This window comes from Acinetobacter sp. WU_MDCI_Abxd143, from assembly GCF_025514195.1.
GTDB classification, from domain to species: domain Bacteria; phylum Pseudomonadota; class Gammaproteobacteria; order Pseudomonadales; family Moraxellaceae; genus Acinetobacter; species Acinetobacter pittii_H.
Map to the genome: position 1 here is coordinate 38,923 of NZ_JAHPTH010000013.1, position 24,060 is coordinate 62,982.

22 protein-coding genes are annotated in these 24,060 nt (G+C 39.6%); 10 read left to right on the top strand and 12 right to left on the bottom strand.

What is annotated here, in order from left to right; all coding sequences use genetic code 11:
* Window positions 1-21: 21 nt before the first annotated feature.
* From folK to mazG, 4 genes are all read right to left on the bottom strand, one after another.
* On the bottom strand, window positions 22-504 hold the full coding sequence (gene folK / locus KTI79_RS16810; protein ID WP_032056070.1) for a 2-amino-4-hydroxy-6-hydroxymethyldihydropteridine diphosphokinase: 483 nt from the start codon (window positions 502-504) through the stop codon (window positions 22-24).
* Complete coding sequence (gene pcnB / locus KTI79_RS16815) at window positions 501-1,967, bottom strand: polynucleotide adenylyltransferase PcnB (RefSeq protein ID WP_032056069.1); 1,467 nt, start codon at window positions 1,965-1,967, stop codon at window positions 501-503. Before pcnB ends, folK begins: the two co-directional genes overlap by 4 nt.
* Before the next feature lie 125 nt (window positions 1,968-2,092).
* Complete coding sequence (locus tag KTI79_RS16820) at window positions 2,093-2,497, bottom strand: ComEA family DNA-binding protein (protein ID WP_032056068.1); 405 nt, start codon at window positions 2,495-2,497, stop codon at window positions 2,093-2,095.
* Window positions 2,466-3,272: a nucleoside triphosphate pyrophosphohydrolase gene (mazG, locus tag KTI79_RS16825; protein WP_032056067.1), complete on the bottom strand. Its 807-nt coding sequence runs from the start codon at window positions 3,270-3,272 to the stop codon at window positions 2,466-2,468. Before mazG ends, KTI79_RS16820 begins: the two co-directional genes overlap by 32 nt.
* Before the next feature lie 112 nt (window positions 3,273-3,384).
* Between mazG and KTI79_RS16830 the strand changes: the two genes are divergently transcribed.
* Complete coding sequence (locus KTI79_RS16830) at window positions 3,385-4,158, top strand: SDR family oxidoreductase (protein ID WP_086376333.1); 774 nt, start codon at window positions 3,385-3,387, stop codon at window positions 4,156-4,158.
* A 48-nt stretch (window positions 4,159-4,206) separates the two neighbouring features.
* On the opposite strand, the gene KTI79_RS16835 is transcribed toward KTI79_RS16830, so the two are convergent.
* The 4 genes from KTI79_RS16835 to cysM are packed head-to-tail and all read right to left on the bottom strand — an operon-like array spanning window position 4,207 to window position 9,699.
* A complete protein-coding gene (locus tag KTI79_RS16835) occupies window positions 4,207-6,513 on the bottom strand; it encodes a RelA/SpoT family protein (RefSeq protein ID WP_032056065.1) in 2,307 nt (768 codons plus the stop codon).
* A 30-nt stretch (window positions 6,514-6,543) separates the two neighbouring features.
* The gene (rlmD, locus tag KTI79_RS16840; protein WP_032056064.1) at window positions 6,544-7,935 is read right to left on the bottom strand and encodes a 23S rRNA (uracil(1939)-C(5))-methyltransferase RlmD; all 1,392 of its coding nucleotides are present in this window, start codon (window positions 7,933-7,935) and stop codon (window positions 6,544-6,546) included.
* Window positions 7,936-7,944: 9 nt separating this feature from the next.
* Window positions 7,945-8,763 (bottom strand): 3'-5' exonuclease, encoded by an 819-nt coding sequence (locus KTI79_RS16845; protein ID WP_032056063.1) that lies wholly within the window; start codon window positions 8,761-8,763, stop codon window positions 7,945-7,947.
* A gap of 12 nt (window positions 8,764-8,775) precedes the next feature.
* A complete protein-coding gene (cysM, locus tag KTI79_RS16850) occupies window positions 8,776-9,699 on the bottom strand; it encodes a cysteine synthase CysM (RefSeq protein ID WP_032056062.1) in 924 nt (307 codons plus the stop codon).
* Between the two features lie 172 nt (window positions 9,700-9,871).
* Here cysM and KTI79_RS16855 point away from each other — a divergent pair, with 172 nt between their 5' ends.
* From KTI79_RS16855 to KTI79_RS16880, 6 genes are all read left to right on the top strand, one after another.
* Window positions 9,872-12,679, top strand: coding sequence for an ATP-binding protein (locus tag KTI79_RS16855; RefSeq protein ID WP_032056061.1), 2,808 nt, complete (start codon window positions 9,872-9,874; stop codon window positions 12,677-12,679).
* A 94-nt stretch (window positions 12,680-12,773) separates the two neighbouring features.
* Complete coding sequence (locus KTI79_RS16860) at window positions 12,774-13,562, top strand: crotonase/enoyl-CoA hydratase family protein (protein ID WP_032056060.1); 789 nt, start codon at window positions 12,774-12,776, stop codon at window positions 13,560-13,562.
* A gap of 12 nt (window positions 13,563-13,574) precedes the next feature.
* Window positions 13,575-14,444, top strand: coding sequence for an NAD(P)-dependent oxidoreductase (locus KTI79_RS16865; RefSeq protein WP_032056058.1), 870 nt, complete (start codon window positions 13,575-13,577; stop codon window positions 14,442-14,444).
* A 13-nt stretch (window positions 14,445-14,457) separates the two neighbouring features.
* Window positions 14,458-15,252, top strand: coding sequence for a hydroxypyruvate isomerase family protein (locus KTI79_RS16870; RefSeq protein ID WP_032056056.1), 795 nt, complete (start codon window positions 14,458-14,460; stop codon window positions 15,250-15,252).
* A gap of 81 nt (window positions 15,253-15,333) precedes the next feature.
* A complete protein-coding gene (gene rsfS / locus KTI79_RS16875) occupies window positions 15,334-15,735 on the top strand; it encodes a ribosome silencing factor (protein WP_001047580.1) in 402 nt (133 codons plus the stop codon).
* A gap of 205 nt (window positions 15,736-15,940) precedes the next feature.
* Window positions 15,941-16,762 (top strand): SDR family NAD(P)-dependent oxidoreductase, encoded by an 822-nt coding sequence (locus tag KTI79_RS16880; protein WP_032056054.1) that lies wholly within the window; start codon window positions 15,941-15,943, stop codon window positions 16,760-16,762.
* Between the two features lie 53 nt (window positions 16,763-16,815).
* Here the strand turns inward: KTI79_RS16880 and KTI79_RS16885 are convergent, their stop codons facing one another.
* From KTI79_RS16885 to KTI79_RS16895, 3 genes are read right to left on the bottom strand one after another with little or no spacing between them, the layout of a single operon-like run.
* Window positions 16,816-18,270, bottom strand: a complete 1,455-nt coding sequence (locus tag KTI79_RS16885) for an NAD(P)(+) transhydrogenase (Re/Si-specific) subunit beta (protein ID WP_032056052.1) — start codon at window positions 18,268-18,270, stop codon at window positions 16,816-16,818.
* Window positions 18,271-18,282: 12 nt separating this feature from the next.
* Window positions 18,283-18,597 carry a proton-translocating transhydrogenase family protein gene (locus KTI79_RS16890; RefSeq protein ID WP_000230434.1) on the bottom strand — a complete coding sequence of 105 codons (315 nt, stop codon included), beginning with the start codon at window positions 18,595-18,597 and terminating at the stop codon, window positions 18,283-18,285.
* A gap of 11 nt (window positions 18,598-18,608) precedes the next feature.
* A complete protein-coding gene (locus tag KTI79_RS16895; RefSeq protein ID WP_002117245.1) occupies window positions 18,609-19,736 on the bottom strand; it encodes a Re/Si-specific NAD(P)(+) transhydrogenase subunit alpha in 1,128 nt (375 codons plus the stop codon).
* Between the two features lie 238 nt (window positions 19,737-19,974).
* Here KTI79_RS16895 and KTI79_RS16900 point away from each other — a divergent pair, with 238 nt between their 5' ends.
* From KTI79_RS16900 to KTI79_RS16910, 3 genes are all read left to right on the top strand, one after another.
* Window positions 19,975-20,901 (top strand): DMT family transporter, encoded by a 927-nt coding sequence (locus KTI79_RS16900; protein ID WP_032056050.1) that lies wholly within the window; start codon window positions 19,975-19,977, stop codon window positions 20,899-20,901.
* 68 nt (window positions 20,902-20,969) lie between these two features.
* Complete coding sequence (locus KTI79_RS16905; RefSeq protein ID WP_032056048.1) at window positions 20,970-21,377, top strand: RidA family protein; 408 nt, start codon at window positions 20,970-20,972, stop codon at window positions 21,375-21,377.
* Between the two features lie 18 nt (window positions 21,378-21,395).
* Window positions 21,396-22,580, top strand: a complete 1,185-nt coding sequence (locus KTI79_RS16910; protein WP_032056046.1) for an MFS transporter — start codon at window positions 21,396-21,398, stop codon at window positions 22,578-22,580.
* Between the two features lie 349 nt (window positions 22,581-22,929).
* Here KTI79_RS16910 and KTI79_RS16915 read toward each other — a convergent pair whose 3' ends face one another.
* A complete protein-coding gene (locus KTI79_RS16915; RefSeq protein WP_000975797.1) occupies window positions 22,930-24,060 on the bottom strand; it encodes a beta family protein in 1,131 nt (376 codons plus the stop codon).

A 24,060-nucleotide genomic window follows, 5' to 3' on the forward strand; every position in this document is an offset into this window, starting at 1 on the left:
CAGAACGTAATAAGTCAGGTTTTAAGCCCAAGACTCATCAGCAAGTACAGTCAGCGTTGGCTGCTGTATGAGTTCTAAATTTTTAAGTGGCTGATCATCAATATGTAAATCAGCATCTAAATCTAATAAAGGAATTACAACGAAATCTCGTTCTAGAATTCCAATGTGCGGCACTGTTAAGCGCTCATTTTGAATTTTTTCATTGCCATATATCAGCAAATCCAGATCTAAAGTACGCTCGCCCCAACGACGAAGACGTACACGACCAGCTTCTTGCTCAAATCGCTGCAACTGATTTAATAAATCTAAAGGCGTGAGATCTGTATTTAACTCGGCTACAGCATTTAAATAATTTGGTTGATCTTGAGGCCCCATAGGTGGGCTTTGATAAAGTCTAGAAACTCTCACCGCACCTAAATTTTTAAGCTTAACAATAGCTTCAGATAAAATTTGGCGCGAATCGCCCAAATTACTACCTAAACCAATATACGTCTTTGTTGTCATTGCGTTGGCCCAAAAATCACTTGGCTTAAATCGCGTTGTACTCGCTTACGCTTCAAAATCGGATGATCATTCATCGTCCCGCCTGCGTCCAAAGCAGTGGCTTTTTCAATAAAACGTCCCATCGATTGGTCTTGTCGAGTACGTTCTTTTTTCCCGCGACGACTACGTGGTTCGGGAACATCAACCAAAGGCTCGATTTCCGTTTCAACTTTATTGTTTTCAACAGGTTCAGCAGCAGCTTTACGACGACTTTTGGCTTTCTGACGATTGTACTGGCTAATCGCAGCTTCTTTTTCGTCATTCGACATTTCTTGGTAGGCTTCCCACCAGCTTCCCATTCCTTGTGTTGTATCATCACCAGACTTTTCACGAAGTAACAAGAAGTCAAAACCAGCACGGAAACGTGCATGTCCTGCCAATGCTTCTATTTGCTGTGGTTTTGGATTAAGCAAACGAGTCTGCATTTCCCAAACTTCACGGATAAAAGTTTCTGCAAAGCGAGGAATCACTGTGCGTGTTGCCTGACGCTTTAAGACATCCAAACCTGCCTGTGCACGTGCTTCAGCGGGTACAACGCCTTTAGATAAATAAAATTCACAACGCTCTAAAAATGGTTGCCACAATAAAACCGCATAGAAAAATGCCGGATTAATTGTTTTTCCAACTTGAATACGTTGATCTGTATTCTTTGCTGCTCTTAAAATAAATGGTGTGAGGTTCGGCTGAATATCTGCAAAGAGTTGTTTCCAGACCCCAAACTCAATCAACATTGGCAAAACGCGTGCCAAATGCCCCATTGTAAAAAGCTTCTGCGATTCATCATATAAACGATGCGGAGAAACATCACGCAGCAACTGCGTCATCTCTGCATCAAATATATCGAGGATATTTGAATCAATTTTGAAATTTAACTTGGCTGCAAAACGTAAAGTTCGCAGCATACGCACTGGGTCTTCTTCAAAACGCTGTGCTGGATCACCTAATAAACGTAGAGTTTTATTCTTTACATCGTCAATAGCTTTGCAGAAATCGAGCACAATACTCTTACGCGGTTGGTAATATAGCGTATTGATAGAAAAGTCACGGCGAGCAAAGTCTTGTTCGATGGTTCCCCAATTATTATCACGTAAAATCATGCCCGAGGCACTGGTGACTGCTTTTTTAGGAGGAGCACGGAAAGTTGCAACTTCAATAAGCTCACGCCCTGAATAGACATGTGCTAATTCAAATCGACGGCCAATGATTCGACAACGTCGACCAAAAACTTCTTTAATTTGGGAAGGTGTTGCATTAGTGACTGCATCGAAATCTTTAGGATTAAGCCCTAGCATTAAATCACGGACACCACCCCCAACAATATAAGCTTCATAGCCAGCTTTAGTCAGGCTATCGATCACATCTAAAATCGAAGAAGGAAGTTGGGCTGTGGACAAACCACATTTTGACGCTCGCAAGGTTTGCAAAAGACGCTGTCTCCTACGTCAGGACGTAAATAACAAGTTGTCGCTAATCATAGCTCTAACGCACACAAAGGGCAATTTGATTCTCTGTAGTTTGCGCATGAAATGACAATTGACAGACAGATAATTTATAAAGTCAAACGTGCTTTATTCTTTTCAAAAATGGCTGGACCAATGCCTTTTACGTTTTTAAATTCATCAATATTTTTAAAGCCACCATTCTTTTGACGGTATTCTACAATCGCTTGTGCCTTTTTCTCACCAATACCTTTTAGTTTTTGAAGCTCATCAATATTGGCTTGATTCAAGCGAATTTGTCCTGACGAATCAGTCATAGCTGAGCTTTTTGAAACATTAGAATGAGAGGCATATTGCTTGCTCAACTTCTGATCATACATCTGTTGCATAGCCTTCCACTCCTTAAAATTTTGATCAAAAGATTGAGCCTGAACTAGCGTTGATGAGATCAGGCTCCAAAATAAAACAATGAAAATATTGTGCTTATTTTTCCAAAGACTCATGCTGAGCTGCATGTGTTTTTTCCCCTAACTTTAACTGCCGCTTTGCCTGATTCCACAATTCATCCATTTCAGACAAAGTCATGTCTTCTAATGTTCTTTGCTGTTTTTGCGCTTGATCTTCAATAAAAGCAAAACGACTTCTAAATTTATGTATTGTTGATAAAAGTGATGTTTCACTTGAAATCGCAAGTTTACGTCCAACATTGACTAATGAAAACAGGCAATCGCCAAATTCATCTTGAATTTCATCAATATTTTGATTTTTTAGGGCCTGCTTAAATTCATCTAACTCTTCTTCTAGTTTTTCATAAGCATCTTCTACTGTTTCAAAATCAAACCCAACCTTAGCGACATTTGCTTGAATTTCTTGTGCCTGTAATAGAGCTGGTCCATGTTTAATTTCGTCCAACCTTGATTGTGGTTTTCCTTGTTTTTCTTGCTGTTTAATTTGTTTCCAAAGCTCACTAACTTGTTCTGGTGTTAAATTATTAAATTGATCTGCCTGAAAAACATGGGGATGACGACGAATTAGCTTTTCGCTTATTGCCTCAACAACATCTTGAAAGTTAAAAGCACCTTGCTCACTAAACATCTGTGATTGAAATACAACTTGTAATAACAAATCGCCAAGCTCATTTCGGATTTCATTCATATCGCCTTGACGAATGGCCGCTTCGACTTCATATGCCTCTTCAATCGCATATTTAGTCAATGACATGGGGGTTTGCTGTTGATCCCACGGACATTTTTCACGTAACTCTTGCATAATTTTAAGCAATTTATCCATGGTAACCCTCAAGTTTAAAAAGTCGGTCAGTAAAACTAAGATTTTAATTTGCTATGATCAAAATCAAAGCGATTAAATCAGTCGCACTATTGTACTGAGAAAGAGAAAAAATATGGGATACAGTATTCTGATTAGTGGCGCCGCTCAAGGTATTGGGGCTGAAATTGCACGCGTATTCTACAAACAAGGATATAAAGTAGGCATTTATGATATTAATGAATCGCTTGCTCAGGAACTAGCAAATGACTTAGGGCCAAATGCTCGTGCCGGCTATCTAGATGTAAGTGATTACAGCCAGTGGCAACACATATTAAAAGAATTTACCGAATGGGCTGGTGAACTTAATATCTTGATCAATAATGCCGGTATTTTATATTCTGGCGCTTTTGAAACGACTGATATTAAAGTTCACCAAAGAACAATAAATATTAATGTAAACGGCGTAATCAATGGCTGTCACGCTGCTCTACCCTATTTAAAGCAAGCGTCTTTTGCACGCGTCATCAACCTCTCTTCAGCCTCTGCAATTTATGGGCAAGCTGATTTGATTTCTTACTCAGCCAGTAAATTTGCGGTTCGCGGAATTACCGAAGGTTTGGATGTGGAGTGGAAAAAATATGGTATTCGCGTTTTAGATGTAATGCCGCTATTTGTACAAACCGCAATGGTTAACAATATGGATGCAGGCACTATTCAAAATATGGGGATAGATTTAACACCAAATGATATTGCTCAGCAGGTGCTTACGCTTGTAGAGAAAAAAGCTCACTTTTGGACGCCTACTCACACTCCAGTGGGTATAAAAACCAAACTGCTTTATCAGCTCTCCACATTAAGCCCTCAGTTTTTAAACCGACTTACCAATATTTATTTATCGAGAAAGTAATTTGCAATAAAAAAAGGCTGTCATTTGACAGCCTTTTTACTTAATTTATTAAACACCTTGAATCATGCGTCGCGCACTAATGATTCCCGGTTGTTGCTCTAGGCGAGCCAATAAGCGAGAAAGCTGTGCTAAACCTTTAACCTCAATTAACAGCTTCATATTGGCAATACCATCTGCCTCAGAAATTGTATTGACCTGACGAATATTGATTTGGTCAGAGAAAATCACTTGAGTTAAGTCTTTAAGCAGACCACGACGATCATAAGCTTCCACCACAATCTGAACGCTTTGACCACGTGTTGGCTGCATTTCCCAATCAGCTTCAACAGCACGCTCTGGCTCTTGCTTAATCATACGCTGATAGTCTGAACAAATGACTTTGTGGATGCTAACACCACGGTTCAAAGTAATATATCCAGCGATTGATTCACCATGCACTGGTTGACAACATTGAGCAATGTGAAGCTCTACATTATCTAAACCATCAATTAAAATTCCATGTGCTGATAGCGTATGGCTGGCACGCGGATTTAATGTTGGTTTAAGTACTAGCTCAGGCTCATCCTGATCTAGATGCATTTGGCGATTCACCTGATTAATCAGGGCATGTAAGCTAATATCACCACTAACCAGACTCACCAAAATATCGTCACCCGTCTTCACATTAAAGTGTGACGAATAATCGTTCAAATCGATACTTTTTGGATGAATCGCTAGACGAGCTAACTCTTTATTAAGGAGTTCTCGGCCTACTTCAAGATTTTTACTACGGTCTTGCTGTCTAAACCAATGACGCAACTTGTCACGTGCACGTGAGGTTTTAATATAACCTAAAGAGTTCACCAACCAGTCACGGTTTGGTTCACGATCTTTTTTAGTTAAAATCTCAACCTGCTCACCCGTTTTTAAAGTATAGGTAAGTGGCACGTAACGCTGGTTGACACGCGCTGCATAACACTTGTTCCCTACTTCTGTATGCACGTGATAGGCAAAATCTAAAACTGTTGAACCGCGCGGCAATTCTTTAATATCGCCATCACGACTAAAAACATAAATCTTCTCAAAGCCTTCAAAGTCTTGTAACTGTTCAAAGCCTTCTGTTTCATCTTCGTTTTGATGTACTGTCGTATCATTACGTTCTTGATAGTGTTCTAAAACAGCACGCAACGAATGCAAACGATGGTTAAAAGAATGGTCAGTATTCTTTGAACCTTCTTTATAATTAAAGTGTGAACAAACACCTAACTCTGCTTCATCATGCATTTCATGAGTACGAATTTGCACTTCAAGAGATTTATTTTCAGCAATTACAGCCGTATGTAATGAGCGATAACCATTTGCTTTCGGGTTGGTAATATAGTCATCAAACTGATGCGGAATATGGCGCCAGATTTGATGTACGATACCTAAAGAGTGATAACACTCTGGCACACTATTTACCAATACACGCAAAGCACGAATGTCATAAAGTTGGTCGAAGCTCAGGTTTTTGCTCTTCATTTTTCGATAAATCGAATAAATGTGTTTTGCACGACCTGTAATTTCAGCTTCGATGCCGTAAGACGCTAACTCACTTTTCAAACGATCAATGACGAACTGAATATAATGCTCACGCTCTAAACGCTTTTCATTGAGTAATGAAGCAATCTCTTTATAGCGATCTGGAGCCAAATAGCGAAACGCTAGATCTTCAAGTTCCCATTTAAGCTGAGCAATACCAAGTCGATGTGCCAACGGCGAATAAATAGTAAGAATTTCACGCGCTACACGTTCTTGGCGTTCACGAGAGGAATTTGCAAGCTCTCGCAAAGAATAAGTACGTTCAGCAAGTTTAATTAAAACAACACGAACATCTTCGGTCACCGAAATCAGCATTTTATAAATGCCGCTTAAATGTTCTCGTTGATTATTATTAAAGTGATCTTCTAACCGTTTATTTTTTTCAATAAGTTCTGAAAGTTTACCCATTGCCAAAGTACCTTTGACAAGGTTGTAAACTTGCTCCCCGAATTTCTGTTTTACTTCTTCTATATCGGTAATGCCTTCACGCACACTACGATAAAGCATTGCTGCTGATAAAGTATCTTCATCTACATGCAGATGTGCCAGAATGTCGGCCATTCCAACGCCTGTAGCAAAAGTATTGGAACGATGATTAACCGTTGAGTCTAACTCTTTTTGCAGGGTTAAATGAGCGACTTTTTCAAGTTGTTCAAGCTCCGCCCCATCTAATATTTCACGCACCCGATCCAACCATGAGGCTAAACCGATTTGCGTTTCGGCGGCATGCTCTACAGTCGTTTCCTCTGACAACTCGGTTAGTTGTTCAGGTAACTGTTCACGTACTGTGACCATACCATTCTCCTCAATATGTAACTCATGTTTTTAATCGTTTATCTCTTGAATTTTTTCAAATAGTGCAATGGATTCAACATGTTCGGTATGTGTAAACATGTCCATCACCGCTGCTTTTTTTAACTGGTAACCATATTGGACCAAAACACCCGCATCCCTTGCCAGTGTAGCTGGATTACATGATACATAAACGATTCTTTTTGCTCCAAAATTTGATACATACTGCATAATTTCATATGCACCAGCACGAGGAGGATCAATCAATAATGCATCAAATCCTTGATTCGCCCAAGAATGATGCGAAAAATCTTTTGTTAAATCTTGTGAAAAGAAGGTCGCCTGCACCAAACTATTGCATTTTGCATTAGCTGTTGCCCGCTCCACCATTTCCTCACTCCCTTCAACACCGACAACCTGCCCACTCTCACCAACACATCGTGCTAACGGAAGCGAGAAATTGCCCAAACCACAAAATAGATCAAGTACCTTTTCACCTGGTTGCAATTGAAGCAATTCACATGCCAATTGAAGCATTTGTTCATTTACTGTGGCATTGACCTGAGTAAAATCCAATGGCGAAAAAGCAAAATTTACATTAAACCTTTCCAAGGCATAATGTAAACGTAAAGCACCTTGTTCATCATCAATACGACGAATGCTTTCTGGACCTTTAGGTTGCAAATACAACTGCCACCCTTTGTGTAACGCAAATTGCTTTAATTGGTTGACATCAGAATTGTTTAATTTTTCTACATGACGAACCAATAAAGAAATTTCATTATCACCTTTTGCTAATTCTACATGACCAATGTGCGCTTTGCCTTTTAGACTTTGGAGTAAAGTACGTAACTCAGACAGACTATTTGATAAGTTTTTATCCAAAACACTACAGCTATGGATCGAAGTTAGACGATTACTATGATGTTCGCGAAAACCCATGATTAAGCGATCTGGTTTTGGCAAATAGCGCACGCCTATTCGAGCACGACGACGATAATCGCTTTGTAAAGATCGAATAGGTTCTAGCCATTGTTCAGGTTGAATACCTGCAAAATGCTGTAAATGTGACTGCAGTACATTTTGCTTTAAACGGATTTGTTCGTCAGGATGGATATGCTGCATGCTACAGCCACCACAAACACCATAATGAGGGCAAATTGCCTCAATACGATGTACTGAAGGCTCTCCTAACAACTGCAACATCTCAGCCTCTTCGAGGCGCTTCGCTTGATGGGTAATCCGAGCCTTTACAGTTTCTCCAGGCAATGCATAACGAATAAAAACTTTTTTGCCATGCTTATCTGCCGGATGATCTGGATGAGAACCATAATGCGCAATTCCCCGCCCCTCATGAGAAAGTGTTTCAATCTGAAAAATATATTCAGGTTGTTGGAGGTTGCGAGATTTGGCTTGTTGTTTCAAAGGATGAACCTAAAAATCTGAAGAATTAAAATAGTGAGAAGTAAATTCAGTATGTTTCGAAGTACGTTCCCATACTTCAAGAAAATCGGCCTGCTGAGGGATAGTCTGTAAATATTCAATACTCGAACTGATCCAGTGATTATGCTCATCTGCATTTAATTGGCCTTTTAGCACTAACCAACGCAAATAAATAAACCACGTATTAAGTACATCCCCTTCACAATAGCTAGTCAATTTTAACCACTGTTGATTACGGACATATTCAGGCACATGATAACCCGACTCACCACGCTTACCTGGTAAGCCTAAAATACAGGCAATATCATCAAGCTTTTGGAAATTACGACCATTAAACATTGCCATCACATCCATTAAATCGATGTGGCGATGGTGATAACGGTTTTGGTAATTATTAAAACGTTTTTGGCTGTCAATTTCACCTTGATCAAATAGACCCGGTGCAGAAAGCCCATGATACATTGCGCGAAATAGAATGACAGGTAAATCAAATTGTGAGCCATTCCAACTCACTAAAGTCGGATGGCGTTTGTCAAAAATTGATAAAAACTTCTGTAAAATTTCGGCTTCAGAATATTGTTCTCGACTAAAAGAAAATAATCTAAAACCAGACTCATCCACCCATAAGCCAGAGATACAAACGATTTCATGTAAAGGCAAACGCTGAAAATCCATACCTGATTCTTGGCGACGGATTTTTGTGAGCGCTTGCTCTACATCGGTCTCAGGTAAATCAAGATGATATAAATGCGCTCCCGCTTTTAAATCAGTTAAAGTTTCAATATCAAAAACTAAGGTAGGGAAACGCATGATTTCTCTCAATTATGAGTTATCGTCCTGTACTGAAAACAGTCCTGTAGATAAGTAGCGGTCACCACGATCACAGATAATGCAAACAATAACAGCATCCGGATTTTCTTCTGCAATTTTTACTGAAGCCCACACTGCTCCACCAGAAGACGTACCTGCACTAATTCCTTCCTGACGTGCTAAACGGCGAGCCGTCTTTTCCGCTTCAATTTGCGGAATATCCATAATTTGATCAACACGCTTTGGTTCGAAAATCGTAGGTAAATATTCTTGTGGCCAACGGCGAATGCCAGCAATATTTGAACCTTCAGAAGGCTGTAAACCAATAATTTGAATATCTGGGTTTTGTTCTTTTAAATACTTAGAAACACCCATAATGGTACCGGTTGTACCCATTGAACTCACAAAATGAGTAATCTTCCCACCTGTTTGCTTCCAAATTTCAGGGCCAGTGGTGAGGTAATGAGCTTCGACATTATCTGGATTACCAAATTGATTAAGGACCAGACCTAGACCTTCAGCTTGCATTTGCAAAGCCATATCTCGTGCAGCTTCCATATTCGGTGCTTCAATCAATTCTGCGCCATAAGCACGCATTGCATCCTTACGCTCCTGACTTGAATTCCCCGGCATGATTAATTTCATTTTATAGCCACGCATTGCAGCAACCATTGCTAAAGCAATACCCGTGTTTCCACTGGTTGCCTCAATTAAGGTATCTCCTGGCTTAATTTGACCACGTTTTTCTGCCTGCATAATCATGTTATATGCTGGACGGTCTTTTACAGAACCTGCCGGATTATTACCTTCCAATTTTGCTAAAACCGTTGCCTGCGTGTGACACGCCAAGCGCTGCAAACGGACTAGAGGTGTGTTACCTACATAGTGATCTAACAAAAATTCGTCGGCTAAAAAATCAGGTTGTGTATTACTCATGATCAACACCTATATCGAGGTGGGCCTATTGTATGAAAAAATGCTCGGTACTGCACCCATTTCAATATGCTTTTTCATGAAAGCGATTAAAGCTCGGTCATTTATAAAATGCCGTCTGTTTTAAAATAAAGCGTGATAAGATGCCGTACAGAGAGATAAATCTGATGTAGCCATGTCTAATTTCAATAAAACCTTATCGAAACGCTTACGTCTGAATCATGCATATGGGCAATTAATTGCTCTGATTTTTGTGCCTATTATGATTTTAACGTGCGTTGGTGCTTTTCTGGTTTTAACTGAAACCTCACATTCAGTAAAACAACAACAGCTACATCATGCCTCTGCAATTTTAGCTCGCTACAATCAAATCGCGATCGATTTATATAAGCTGGTTGAACTAGAACCCGATGAATATGATCACGCTCAGCACATCATGCAAAGCATGTTTAGTGAAAAAAATCTAAAACGTGCTGCTTTAATTGACAGTAATGGTCAAACCTATTTAAGTATCGGTTATCGCGACAATCGCTACTGGCCAAACTTCAAACAAAACAATAATTTTTTTGGGCCCATCTCTTATAACCACAACAATATTTATGGACAACGGATTAGCGACACACCTGGAAAAGCACCTGTTTGGCTTGTTATTGAAATGGATAATCAGCCATTAGAACTGGCTCGTTACCGTATTCTAATCGCCCTCGTCATTACTGGATTAATGACCTTACTGTTACTTTTACTTTGCTTGAATTTTTATTCACGTCGCTGGATTGCGCCGATGTATGAAATTCGCATGCAGTTGCAACGTTTAAATGCTGACACACTAGACCAGCACATGGTAATTAACAGTACTGGTGAATTACGCTTGTTGCAGCGAGATATTGCAAATGTCGTTAAACGATTACACTTTAGCTTTTTAGAGTTAAAAGAACATACTGAACAAACCGAAGAAGACTTACGTAGAACTTTAGATACTTTAGAAGTTCAAAATATTACCTATCGTCAAGCACGTGACCAAGCAATTTCATCGAACCAAGCCAAATCAGTTTTTCTTGCCAATATTAGTCATGAGCTTCGGACCCCTCTAAATAGTATTGATGGCTTTATTCATTTATTACTTCGTCAACAAAACCTAAATAACGAACAAAATCTTTACCTGCAAACTATTCGCAAGTCATCAGCCCATTTATTGGCATTAATTAATGATGTATTAGATTTCTCAAAAATTGATGCTGGTAAATTAGAGCTCGAAACAGCGCCGTTTGATTTAGAAGAAGCCGTCTTTGATGTCATGGATATGTTGTCTCCACTGGCTGCCCAAAAGCACATCGCCATGGCTTTTTACTATGCCGACAACATTCCACAACAAGTGATTGGTGATGCTTTACGCTTTAAACAAATTCTGACTAACTTGATTTCGAATGCGATTAAGTTCACTCCAGATGGCGAAATTATTGTTCGTGTACGTATGGAACATGATGATATTGGACAATGCCTACTTCATTTTAGTGTGCAAGACAGTGGTATTGGTTTAAGCGGTACAGACCGTAAAAAATTATTTGAATCATTCTCGCAAGGTGATGCATCCGTTACACGTCAATTTGGCGGTACAGGTTTAGGTCTAGCTATTTCGAAACAGCTTGTTCATCTCATGCATGGTCAAATTGGCTTTGAGGATAACCAAGAACGCGCTCCGACAGAAAAAGGCTCTACGTTCTGGTTTACCGCACAATTTGTGGTAGATGAAGATTACGAGATCGAACATCCACACTTTGAGCATTTACAAGTGGTGTCTTATCTTGCACACCCTGCTACCGCAAGTGTTTTACGTTACTATCTTGAAAACTATCATGTTCCTCACATCGAGACACAATCGATTCTGGACTTATTTAGTCGTTTAAAACATCTTGATCAAAAAGATAATACATGGCTCATTGTTGACCACAGCGGCGATACTGAAGCGTTATTAAAAGAAATCCGTAGTCGTTATCAAGGTAATTTGGCAGTTTATGGCTATCAAATGACGCTTGAGCCAAATATGCTCAATGAATATCGTGCTCGCCCTCTCTATCAACCATTAAGCCGAAGCGGACTCATTCAATTATTAAATGATCAACCTATTTTTGAAGAGGAACAACAAGACTTTAATGGGCAGGGTTTACACATTCTGGCAGTCGACGATCACTTACCTAACCTAATTGTGCTAGAAGCCCTGCTAGGTGAGCTCAACGTTAGAACAACTAAAGCTCTCAGCGGTCAAGAAGCCCTGAACCTTATCCAAGAGCGAATTGATCAAAAACTCAAACCATTTGATTTAGTGTTCATGGATATTCAAATGCCTGTTATGTCAGGCATTGATACCACTCGCGCGATTCGTTCACTAGAGTCAACTTTAGATGGTGAAATGCAGCTTCCAATTATTGCATTAACAGCCCATGCCCTTGCTGATGAAAAGCAAAAACTACTCAAAGTCGGCATGAATGACTATGTCACCAAGCCAATTCAAATGGAACAAATTATCCAGATTTTAACGCAGTGGACTAAAAACAACTTTGCAGCAAAAGCGCTAGAGAAAGACCATCATGTCGTTGCAGAAGCTCTAGATCCGCAAATTTTAAACTGGCAACAAAGCTTGCAACTTGCAGCAAATAAAGAAGACTTAGCTCAAGACTTACTTAAAATGCTAGTTGATAGTTTCCCAACTGAGCTAGATGAAATGCAGCAGCTCATTGAACTTGAAGACTTCCCTCAACTTGAGCATGTTTTACATCGTCTTTATGGCGCTACTCGCTATGTAGGTACTCCAAAGCTCCAACAAGTAACAGGTGACTTTGAGCAATTTATTTCAACACTACGTAAAGAACGCCGTATAGCAGATGAAGGCTTCATTGAAGAAGTTATGAGACGCTTCGACGAGTTAGGACTTGTTGTAAAAGAAGTGGAAAGTGCAGCCCATCAAATCTTGGTAATTCCTGACTAATATATCTATAAAATAGGCATGACTGGGCTGTCATGTTTCCAAATTACAGCCATGCTATGCTCCGCTTATCGATAAAAAAAGAAGCGGAAATCTCATGGCACTCTTACGTATTGAAAAAAATAATGGCATTGCAACGGTATATTTAAACCGTCCTGATAAACGCAATGCTATGAGTTTTGCCTTATTAAAAGAACTTGTTTCAACAGCAAAAACCATTAAAAAGGATAGAGAGATTCGCTGTGTGATTTTAACAGGTGAAGCACAAGTGTTTAGTGCCGGAATTGATTTGTCTGACCTTAATAATCCAAAAAACTCTGCTTTTGCTATTTGGGAGCTTGTTAAACCAGGCCAAAGCCTATTCCAAAAAGCATTCCTGATTTGGCAAAATTTACCTGTACCTGTGATTGCGGCACTTGAAGGATATTGTTTTGGCGCTGGGATGCAACTTGCCTTAGCAGCCGACATTCGAATTTCCCATCCAGACACTAAAATGTCGATTATGGAAAGTCGTTGGGGCTTAGTTCCTGATATGGGACTTACTCGTTCATTGAAAGGCTTAATTGGCGTTGACCTTGCAAAAGAACTCACCTTAACCGCTCGCGTTTTCGATGGAAATTATGCAAAAGAAATTGGTCTTGTAACTCATTTAAGTGACTCTCCACTAGAGAAAGCCAATGAAATTGCAGCTGAAATGCTGCAACGTTCACCAGATGCGCTCACTGCGGCAAAACGTGTACTTGATGCGATGGAGCACCAACCAGAAAAATCATTACGTTTAGAAAAAATCTGGCAACTTAAATTATTACTTGGTAAAAATAGCAAACTTGCTCGTAAAAAAGACAAACATCCGGAAGTTAATTTTTTACCACGCCAATATAAATAAAGAGCTTAGATTATGAATTTTGATCGCAACACCCCTATTGCTTTTTTAGGTATAGGGTTGATGGGAAGCCGCATGGCAACCCGTCTTATTCAGGCAGGTTTTCAAGTTGCTGTTTGGAACCGAACCTCTTCTGCATGTGAAGAACTGATTGATATAGGCGCACAGCCTTTAGATCTTATAAATATTGGCGAATATCCTGTTATTTTAACTTGTCTCGCAGATGACAAAGCCGTACAAAGTGTATTTGAGCAAATTCAGCCCCACTTAAAAGCTAAACAGGTGATTGTTGATTTCTCAAGTTTATCTGTTGCTGCAACAAAAAAACTTGCTCAAGATGCTGCCACTCATGAGGTTACTTGGATTGATTCTCCTGTATCGGGGGGAACAGCTGGAGCAGAACAAGGCACACTTGTCATTTTTGCAGGCGGTGATGCTCAAACAATTACAGAATTAACGCCTATTTATAATGTTCTATCTCAACGTGTAAAGCGAATGGGAGATACAGGAACTGGTCAAGCCACCAAAATTTGTAACCAACTTATCGTCGCAGCCAACAGTGCGCTTATTGCAGAAGCTGTCGCGCTTGCAGACCGAGCGGGTGTAGATACAACTTTACTCGCTCCAGCCTTAGCAGGCGGATTTGCAGACTCTAAACCCTTTCAAATTCTAACACCACGCATGGCAACTCATACATTTGAGCCTATTCAGTGGAAAGTTCAAACATTATCTAAAGATCTTAACAACGCAGTAACATTGGCTAACAATGTTAATTTAGACATCCCCGTTGCACAAAAAGCTCTATTACAGCTACAAACTCACCAAAAAAATGGCTTTGCCGAGAAAGATTTAGCTACTATGATTCAATTAATAGAGCAAAAATAAACGGAGTTTGAGTATGGGTCGTCTTGCAGTCAATTTATCCATGATTTTTACCGAAGTTCCTTTAATTGAACGCTTCGCTCTGGCTCATGCACAGGGCTTTGAATATGTAGAAATTCAATTCCCCTATGAATTGACGATTGAAGATATTCAAACTCAACTCGAACGCTATAATCTCAGTCTTTGCTTAATTAATGTACCTGCTGGTGATCTTATGCAAGGCGGGAATGGTTTAGCAGGCATACCCGGTCAAGAAGCCGCTTTTCATGAAGCTTTAGAATTGGCTATACGCTATGCCACTGCTTTAAACGTTCCTCGCGTTAATATTTTAGCGGGTAAACAACCGCTAGATGCAGACTTGCTCCCTTGTTTAAAAACATTAGCAGCCAATCTAAAACTTGCATGCAATTTACTCGGTGAACATGATATAGAGCCTGTTTTTGAAATGATTAACGGCACTGATATGCCGCGCTTTTTAGTTCAAAATATTGCACAAGCACAAGAGATGCTTGAAGCGGTCAACCACCCTGCTCTCAAAATGCAGTATGACTGCTATCACATGGCGATGATGGGTGAAGATGTACTTGAAGGTTTACAAGAGAATCTTAACTCAATTGGACATATTCAATTTGCCGACTGCCCAGGCCGCCATGAGCCCGATACCGCTCAAATTCCTTATGAACAAATTTTTTCTTGGTTAAAGCAAAGCTCATATCAAAATTATATTGCAGCAGAATATAAACCTGAAAATGGTTCAAATCAGTCGTTTACATGGAAGAAAAAATACTTTTCTGATGATGTAAATATATAAACTGTTACGACTTCTGTTTGAAATTTAGCGCGAAAACCACTATATTAGATAGTGAGTAATTGTCAGGAAAATATACCCTATATGAATTTAGAACCATCGCCCAGCGTGTCTAATTCTCACGATTTCGCAATGAATACCTCAAATAAAGACGTACAAGCTTGTCTCAAAGTCGTCCACGACGCTTTAGTTGATGTAAAAGCAAAAGATATTCTCCAGTTAGATGTTAGCTCAATTAGCAATGTCGCTGATGCTATTGTAATTGCAAGTGGTACTTCTACTCGCCATGTCAAAGCACTTGCTGACAATGTTGCAGAAGAAGCTCGAAAAGCCGGTTTCCGCCCGATTGGCGTTGAAGGTGAACGAGATGCAGAATGGATCTTAATTGATCTCGGCTTTGTTGTAGTACATGTGATGCTACCAACAGCTCGTAAATTCTATGATTTAGAAAGCTTATGGCGTACCGCTCCAGAGTCGGTTGCTTAAAATTTTGCTTTTAAAAAAAGCGGCTCTTTTGAGCCGCTTTTTTGTTTCTCTAATAACAATTTAGTCCCTTTTAAATATCATCTACTATCTCTAAGAAACCAATTATCACTTACAACCAAAATTGACATGACAAATTGTCAGAACTCCAGCACTATACCAATTCTTATAGTCTCATCAATAAATAGCATAACCGGAGCACTAAAAAGTGAAGATACTCATTACAGGCGCCAACACAGGGATTGGTTTTGCCACAGCAGAACAACTTGTTAAACAAGGACAACATGTGATTTTGGCTTGTCGAAATCCACAAAAAGCGCAAGAGGCGCAATACAAGCTACGTTCACTCAATCAAGGCCAGGTCGATTTAGTTTCCCTCGATCTAAATAGCCTTGAGTTAACCCAAAAAGCAGCAGATGAAATTGCAGATAAATATGGCAACCTTGACGTACTCATTAATAATGCAGGTTTATTTTCCAAAACTAAACAACTGACCAATGAAGGCTTTGAGCAACAATTTGGAGTTAATTATTTAGGTCATTTTTTATTAACTCAAAAATTAATTCCAGTTTTACAACAATCTCCTAAAGCACGAATCATTCATCTAGCTTCGATTGCTCACTGGGTTGGCTCAATTAAACCTAATAAATTTCGTGCAGAAGGTTTTTACAATCCCCTGTTCTATTACGGACAATCAAAACTTGCAAATTTACTATTTAGCAATGCATTAGCAGAGCAATTAACTGGAAGCTCAATTACCAATAATGCATTGCACCCTGGCGGTGTTGCTTCTGATATTTATCGTGAATTACCAAAACCTGTCTATGCGGCAATGAAATTAGGCTTAGTCCCAACCTCAGTTCCAGCAAAGCTCATTACAGAAATGGCAACTTCTGAAGCATGGCAAAACCGCAACGGCGAATATGTCAGTGCACATATGCCAGACTGGAAATCATCACATGCTAAAAACCAGCAACTAGCACGCGACCTCTATCAACAGTCGATGGATCTTGTAGAAAAATTTCTTTAAAAATAGAGGTAAATAAAAAACCACCCGAAGGTGGTTTTTTATTTCAAAGCAAATTAGTGGCCTGTACCATTAATTGCTTTCGTCATATCTTCCACAACTTTCTTGGCATCACCAAAGATCATCATTGTTTTTTCGTTATAGAACAAATCATTGTCTAAACCAGCATAACCAGTTGCCATAGAACGTTTAATCACCATGATTGTACGCGCTTTATGAGCCTCAAGAATCGGCATACCATAAATTGGTGAGCTTGGGTCATCTTTTGCAGCAGGGTTAACAACGTCGTTTGCACCAATTACAAGTACTACGTCAGTTGCAGGAAAGTCTGAGTTAATCTCATCCATTTCCAAGATGTCTTCATATGCTACGTCTGCTTCAGCAAGTAGTACGTTCATATGTCCAGGCATACGACCTGCAACCGGATGGATTGCAAAGCGAACGCGAACCCCCTGTTCTTTCAAAAGTTCACACAACTCTTTTACCGCATTTTGAGCACGACCTTGCGCCATTCCATAACCAGGTACAATCACAACACTGTCAGCATTTGACATTAAGAAGCCAGCATCATCAGCAGAACCTGAACGGTAGTTACGTTGAACTTGCTCACCTTTATCTGCAGATGCAACTGCTGCACCACCCATTGCTCCACCAAACAATACATTGATGATCGAACGGTTCATTGCTTTACACATGATGTACGACAGAATCGCACCAGATGAACCTACAAGCGAACCCGCAACGATCAACATGTTGTTTTCAAGAGTAAAACCAATACCCGCCGCAGCCCAACCTGAGAATGAGTTAAGAAGCGATACTACTACAGGCATATCACCGCCACCGACCGGTGCAATCCATACCCAGCCAAATGCAAGCGCAAGAGCTGTCATTGCCCAGAAAGCAGTCATGTTGCCAGTCGTGAAGAAGTAAAATCCACAAGCCAACATCGCAATAAAGATAAGCGCTTGAACAGGTTTAACCCATGCACCAGAAATTGTTTTAGCCCATTTTTTCGCAGCCAATTTACCGTACGCAAACACAGATGCAGTAAAGGTAATCGCACCAACGAAACAACCAACAAACAATTCAAATAAGTGAACCTTACTCATGTGTGCATGCTGCACGCCAGCTGCTGTTAAAGCCGCCTCATTTTGAGCAAATAGTTCAGTAAGTTGGTTATTATGTAAAATTGCAGCAATCGCAATTAAAACAGCAGCCAAACCCACTAATGAGTGCATAAGCGCAACAGTTTCCGGCATTTGAGTCATTGGCACTGTACGTGCACGCGCGATACCCACGATTGCACCTAACACCATTGCCCCAACGATCATCCAAATAACTGGGTTATTCGCAACAAAGAAGGTGGTTACAACTGCAATCGCCATCGCGATCATACCGTAACGGTTACCTTGAATTGCTGTTTTAGGGCCAGATAAGCCACGAAGCGTCAAGATAAAGAGGATTGCGCCAACAAGGTACAACCAGTTTGCATTTGCTTGAATAAATTCCATGTCAAAGCCCTCTTATTTCTTTTGCTTAGGCTTGAACATTTCCAGCATGCGTGCAGTTACTGCAAAGCCACCGAAAATATTAATGCTTGCCAAAAATACTGCAATCGCACCGAGTACGCTCACCACATTCACACTTTGAAATGCAACGTTAGCATCTACACCTAAAACTGGCAGACCTACAGTTTGCAACATCGCACCTACCACAATAATAGATGACAAAGCATTGGTTACCGCCATAAGTGGTGTATGCAAAGCTGGCGTAACACCCCAAACCACGTAATAACCTACGAAGATGGCAAGGACGAAAATTGTAATAGTTTCAACCATGAGAAATCTCCTTAACCACGCTTAAGCAGTACTTGACCGCCATGAGTGACCAATAGGGCTTTTTGGATTTCGTCTTCTTGATTAATCGCAAAGTTTTTCTCTTTGTCGAATAAAGTCTCTACGAAATTAAAAACGTTACGCGCATACAATGCAGAAGCTTCTGTTGCTACAGTTGCCGGAATATTTGGAACACCCAAAATTTTCACGCCATTTTCAGTAAATACAGTCTCACCCACTTTAGAGCCTTCAACGTTACCACCAGTTTCAACAGCCATATCTAAAATGACAGAGCCTGGTTTCATCTTGGCAACAGTTTCAGCTTTAATCAGACGCGGCGCATCACGACCTGGTAACAATGCAGTCGTAATCACGATATCAGCATTAGAAACAGCTTTATCTACAATCGCAGCTTGGTCTTTGATGTACTGCTCACCCGGCATCCACCCATAACCATTTTTAGCGGCGTCTGCTGCACGTTGTTGCTCTTCTTCAGACATTGGTACGTCTAACCACTTACCACCTAAAGACTCAACTTGATCTTTTGCTGTAGGACGTAAGTCAGTCGCTTCAACAATTGCACCTAAACGTTTTGCAGTTGCAATCGCCTGAAGACCCGCAACCCCAACACCCATGATCACAACACGCGCAGGCTTTACAGTACCTGCAGCAGTCATAAGCATTGGGAACATGCGTTGATATTCAGCAGCAGCAAGTAAAACTGACTTATAACCAGCTAAGTTTGCTTGAGAAGACAACACATCCATGTTTTGTGCACGAGAAAGCGTACGAGGAAGCAGTTCTAAAGCAAAAGCAGACACTTGTTGATTTGCAAACTGATCTAGCTCGGTATTACGATAAGGATCAAACATTGCTACAACAGCGGTATTTGCTGCAAGTTTCTGAATTTCCCCGCCCTGTGGTGCGCGAACTTTCAAAATAATTTGACTACCCGTATAGGCATCATCCGTAATGGTTGCACCGACCTGTTCATAAGCACTGTCAATGTACGCAGCCTTTACACCAGCACCACGTTCAATCACAACGCTATGACCAGCGCTAATCAACTTCTTTACTGTCTCTGGCGTAGCAGCTACACGATTTTCACCGACGACAGTTTCGGTTGGGATTCCGATCTGCATGAGCGTTCCTCAAGCTAATTTCTCATTGTCAAAAACATTGCAAGCTGCAATGTTTCCCCCATGTGTATTCTTTGTACAGAATTTGGATTCTAATTGAACTTTTTTAAAATACCACCCAATATTTATTTAATAAATACCCATATTTTGAACTGATGATTCACGGTATTTGATTTGAGGTGTAATATAGGAAGATTTTTCTTTTTTTGCAGACAATAGTCTCTCTTATACAGTCCTGTATATGAAAATTTCTTTATCATCGTTTCAAATCGGGTCTTTTTTTGCGCTTTGCTCTGCGTTTCTATTCAGTACCAAAGCAATCTTTATTAAACAGACTTATGCCCTTTCTCCATTAGTCGACGGTACAGTCCTGATGGCTTTACGCATGTTAAGCGCTTTACCGTTCTTTCTATTAATTTGCTGGTTTAACAGGCATCATAATCAGGGCATAAAAAAGAAGGATTGGCTAATTTTAATTTTTGCCGGTCTATTGGGCTACTACTTTGCAAGTTGGCTTGATTTCATGGGCCTTATGTTTATTAGTGCCTCTCTAGAACGAATTATTCTATTTTTATATCCCACTCTCACCGTCATTGTTTCAAGCCTACTCTACAAACAAAAATTAGATGTAAAAAGTTTATTTGCCATTTTTCTTAGTTATGGCGGAACGGTGCTGGTTATGCTTCAGGAGCACAACAACGCACCAATTCAGGGCAACTTCTGGTTAGGGACAAGTTTCGTATTTGCAAGTGCCGTGGCTTTCGCTGGCTATTTATTGCTGACTCCACCACTCATTAAGAAATTTGGCTCTTGGAATTTCACAGGGTTAGCCTTAACTGTGGCTTGTATCGGCACATTAACTCATTACGTATTAAGCACACCTCAACCTATTCAACTTCTATTACAACTCCCCTCTAGCGTAATTTGGTATGGCATTGGCTTAGGCTTTTTAGTTACCGTTTTACCCACCGTTATGCTCATGCAAAGCATTGAACGATTAGGTGCCTCTCAATCAGCAATGATCGCTTCGATTGGACCAGTTTTAACAATTTTACTTGCTGTGGCTTTTTTAAATGAACACTTAAATATATGGCAATGGGTCGGCTGCCTTCTTAATATTGTCGGTGTCATGATGATTACACTCAGAAAGAAAAGACTAAAACATTAAATTCTCTTGACCTCAACTTAAGTTGAGGTTGGATACTCATCTAAATTTTAATAACCGGTTGAGTTCCAATGAGTCAAGAAACTTTTAAAATCATAAATCCATCAACTTTATATAACCCAACGTCAAACGCTTATAGCCATGTTGCTGTGGTAAAAAACTTTAAGAATATTATTCATGTTGCAGGCCAAGGAGGCGAAAATTCCCAAGGTAAATTAAGCCAAAGTTTTAAAGAACAAGCGAACCAAGCTTTTGATAATATTCAATATGCTTTAAAAGCCGCCAATGCAGAGCTTAGTAACATTGCCATGTTAAGAGTTTTAGTTGTTGACCATTCGGTCGAAAAACATCAAATTTTGGTTAAAATTATGCAAACTTTATGGAAAAATCATCCTTTTCCTGCCTGTACACTCATTCCTGTGCCACGCCTTGCACTAGAACACATGCTCATTGAAGTTGAAGCAACGGCATACACTTAATAAAATCGAGAGAACATCATGTCTACCCCTGAAGATATCAGTCAAAATAAACCTTTGCTTTGGTTGATGGCAACAGCATGTGGCTTATGTGCAGGTGTGAATTATTATTGTCAGCCGCTGATTCACTCTATTCAGCAAGATTTTGCTGTAACTCAAGCACAAGCCGCTTTAACAGTGACATTTGCTCAGGTGTCTTATGCCCTCGGCTTACTCTTTATTGTTCCGATGGGCGATATCGTTAATAAAGCTAAAGCTATTCCATTTTTGATGGTGCTTTGCGCAATTGGTCTATTTACATCAGCTTTCGCTGTTAACTTGCCCATGCTATGGATTGGTACAATTTTAGCGGGCTTGTTTTCTGTTGCAGCTCAAGTACTTATTCCACTTGCCACAATGACCGTAAAACCTGAAAAAACAGGCGAAATTATTGGCTTTTTAATGAGTGGCTTATTGGTCGGGATTTTACTTTCTACCAGTCTGGCTGGCTTATTTTCTAACCTTTTTCATTGGAAAGTGGTTTATGTCGTCAGTGGTGTGTTAATGCTTCTGTTGGCCTATACCTTAAAAAGTCGCTTGCCTTATGTTATGCGCATGAAAATGAACTATGGGCAAATCTTTGTTTCCATGGCTCAACTATTAAAAGAGGAAAAGCGACTATTATTAAGAGCGCTTACAGGTGCTTTCGCCTTTGCAGCAGTAAGTATTCTATATTCCACCATCGCATTACTTCTTACCTCAGCACATCATTTACCTGATCTCTTTATCGGACTAGTCCCGTTAGTCGGTATCTTTGGTGCTTTATCTACACGTTATATTGGTAAATATGCCGACCAAGGATATACACGCCTCCTCACTTGGATGGGCTGTGGGCTGTTTTTGGTAAGTTGGATTTGCTTCTATTTCGGACAAACTCTACTTTCAGCTTATGTTATTGGTTTTGCTCTAATTCAATTGGCACTTGCCCTTGTTCACACCAGTAACCAGAGTATTATCTTCCGTTTACGTCCAGATGCTAAATCTCGTATTAATGCTATTTATATGACTACTTACTTTATTGGTGGTGCTGGTGGTTCGGCATTAGGGATTTTTGCATGGAATCGTGGTGGATGGACTATGACTTGCCTTGCAGGTGTGGGGCTCGTTGTGTTTTGTATTTTATTTAGCGTGATTGATGCTTTCTTACAAAAAAAGCAAATGGCTTAGCTATAAAGTAATTTGTTAAAAATCATCTTTCTATATTTAACACAAGGGTGGTTATAAATTACTCGGTTAAAAGCCACTGTCGATTCAGGGCCAAACCCCGTATAATGCTGCCCTTTCATTAATTTAGCGACTTTTGGGTCTATTGGTTATGCAATCACTTCAATCGTTACAACCTCGTATTTCTGTCGCGCCTATGATGGATAGGATCAACTAAAATAAAATATCATTTATTATTAAAAACTTAGAAACAAAAATAAAATTTATGGTGTAAATTTAGTGTAAAAATTTAATTACTGAAAAATAATTTAAAAATCCAGCCCATTTATGAATGGCTGGATTTTTATTTGATCTATTTTTGATAAGCTAGCTCAAAAGATCCTATTTCCTCTAAGACATACCGAATGTGGTGGCTCGTATCAATTGCAACCCATTGCGTAGGATTTCCTATAAAATTATTAATACCGTGCGCACATTCAAAGATTTTATTGTCTCCCCAACTAAAGCTTACATCTTCATAATAGATAGAATTAATTAATCTCATTGCTAGCTGCTTTCTATGCCCATGACTTCCACCATCTCTAGAAAATGGATGGCCTCTTACGACATAGTAATTTTTATCTATAGTGTAGATAATTTTTCCATTCGTATGTTGATTAATAATCTGCTTTTCTGGAGCTGGATGTCTTGCTCCATGATCTGCAAACTTCAATTTAACATTAGGGAACATGTTTCTTAAAGTCTGCCATACAACCATTTCTTTTCGAAGTACTGGACCATCCGTATCATGATCTTCAATGGCTTCTGCAACGCTTGAAGGATATGAAGCTCCACTGATAGAAATGTATTTAAAATCATATTCAGTTAATACTTCTAAAAAGTCTCTAGACTTGCTTAGCATCTGTTCAATTGTTATACGATTGACACTTACATCCCCAAAATCTAATAATATAGAACAATTATTTTCTGCTAATTTTAAATCAGAAATAATTGATTCTAGTTGTTCTTTGAAAAAATCAGGTTCATCAATATCATACATTGCCTCACCATCTAATCTAATACAAAAATAAGGAGCCTCTGGATAATTTAAATTTTTCATTGTTTGATGATAAAGACTGCTCATTTGATCAAACCAACGGTCATAACCAATTACAGGAACTACCTTTACTCCTAATGCAAACAATTTGTTATACGTATAGGTTAGGAAATGCTCACCATTCTCCAATAAAGCTTCAGATGGTTTCCAAAAATAACCATCCACTAAAGCAATATTTCCACTCCATAATTTCCCTATTTTCTCGCAACGGCTATTAATATCAACAAGTCTTGAAACCCCTTCTTTATAAATATTAGGCATTTCAAATAAAGGGTGGAAAGTTGGCTGTATTTGATATTCTAACTGCTCAGACCTAATAGGTTTTATCGCATCAAATTCACCTTGCTTCGCTTTCATGATTGGGACATATTCTGGAATTTTCATCAT

Coding starts and splice junctions, on each gene's coding strand:
- folK (WP_032056070.1), bottom strand. CDS start 504: ATGACAACAAAGACGTATATTGGTTTAGGTAGTAATTTGGGCGATTCG.
- KTI79_RS16820 (WP_032056068.1), bottom strand. CDS start 2,497: ATGCAGCTCAGCATGAGTCTTTGGAAAAATAAGCACAATATTTTCATT.
- mazG (WP_032056067.1), bottom strand. CDS start 3,272: ATGGATAAATTGCTTAAAATTATGCAAGAGTTACGTGAAAAATGTCCG.
- KTI79_RS16830 (WP_086376333.1), top strand. CDS start 3,385: ATGGGATACAGTATTCTGATTAGTGGCGCCGCTCAAGGTATTGGGGCT.
- KTI79_RS16835 (WP_032056065.1), bottom strand. CDS start 6,513: ATGGTCACAGTACGTGAACAGTTACCTGAACAACTAACCGAGTTGTCA.
- KTI79_RS16845 (WP_032056063.1), bottom strand. CDS start 8,763: ATGCGTTTCCCTACCTTAGTTTTTGATATTGAAACTTTAACTGATTTA.
- cysM (WP_032056062.1), bottom strand. CDS start 9,699: ATGAGTAATACACAACCTGATTTTTTAGCCGACGAATTTTTGTTAGAT.
- KTI79_RS16855 (WP_032056061.1), top strand. CDS start 9,872: ATGTCTAATTTCAATAAAACCTTATCGAAACGCTTACGTCTGAATCAT.
- KTI79_RS16860 (WP_032056060.1), top strand. CDS start 12,774: ATGGCACTCTTACGTATTGAAAAAAATAATGGCATTGCAACGGTATAT.
- KTI79_RS16865 (WP_032056058.1), top strand. CDS start 13,575: ATGAATTTTGATCGCAACACCCCTATTGCTTTTTTAGGTATAGGGTTG.
- KTI79_RS16870 (WP_032056056.1), top strand. CDS start 14,458: ATGGGTCGTCTTGCAGTCAATTTATCCATGATTTTTACCGAAGTTCCT.
- rsfS (WP_001047580.1), top strand. CDS start 15,334: ATGAATTTAGAACCATCGCCCAGCGTGTCTAATTCTCACGATTTCGCA.
- KTI79_RS16885 (WP_032056052.1), bottom strand. CDS start 18,270: ATGGAATTTATTCAAGCAAATGCAAACTGGTTGTACCTTGTTGGCGCA.
- KTI79_RS16890 (WP_000230434.1), bottom strand. CDS start 18,597: ATGGTTGAAACTATTACAATTTTCGTCCTTGCCATCTTCGTAGGTTAT.
- KTI79_RS16895 (WP_002117245.1), bottom strand. CDS start 19,736: ATGCAGATCGGAATCCCAACCGAAACTGTCGTCGGTGAAAATCGTGTA.
- KTI79_RS16900 (WP_032056050.1), top strand. CDS start 19,975: ATGAAAATTTCTTTATCATCGTTTCAAATCGGGTCTTTTTTTGCGCTT.
- KTI79_RS16905 (WP_032056048.1), top strand. CDS start 20,970: ATGAGTCAAGAAACTTTTAAAATCATAAATCCATCAACTTTATATAAC.
- KTI79_RS16910 (WP_032056046.1), top strand. CDS start 21,396: ATGTCTACCCCTGAAGATATCAGTCAAAATAAACCTTTGCTTTGGTTG.
- KTI79_RS16915 (WP_000975797.1), bottom strand. CDS start 24,060: ATGATGAAAATTCCAGAATATGTCCCAATCATGAAAGCGAAGCAAGGT.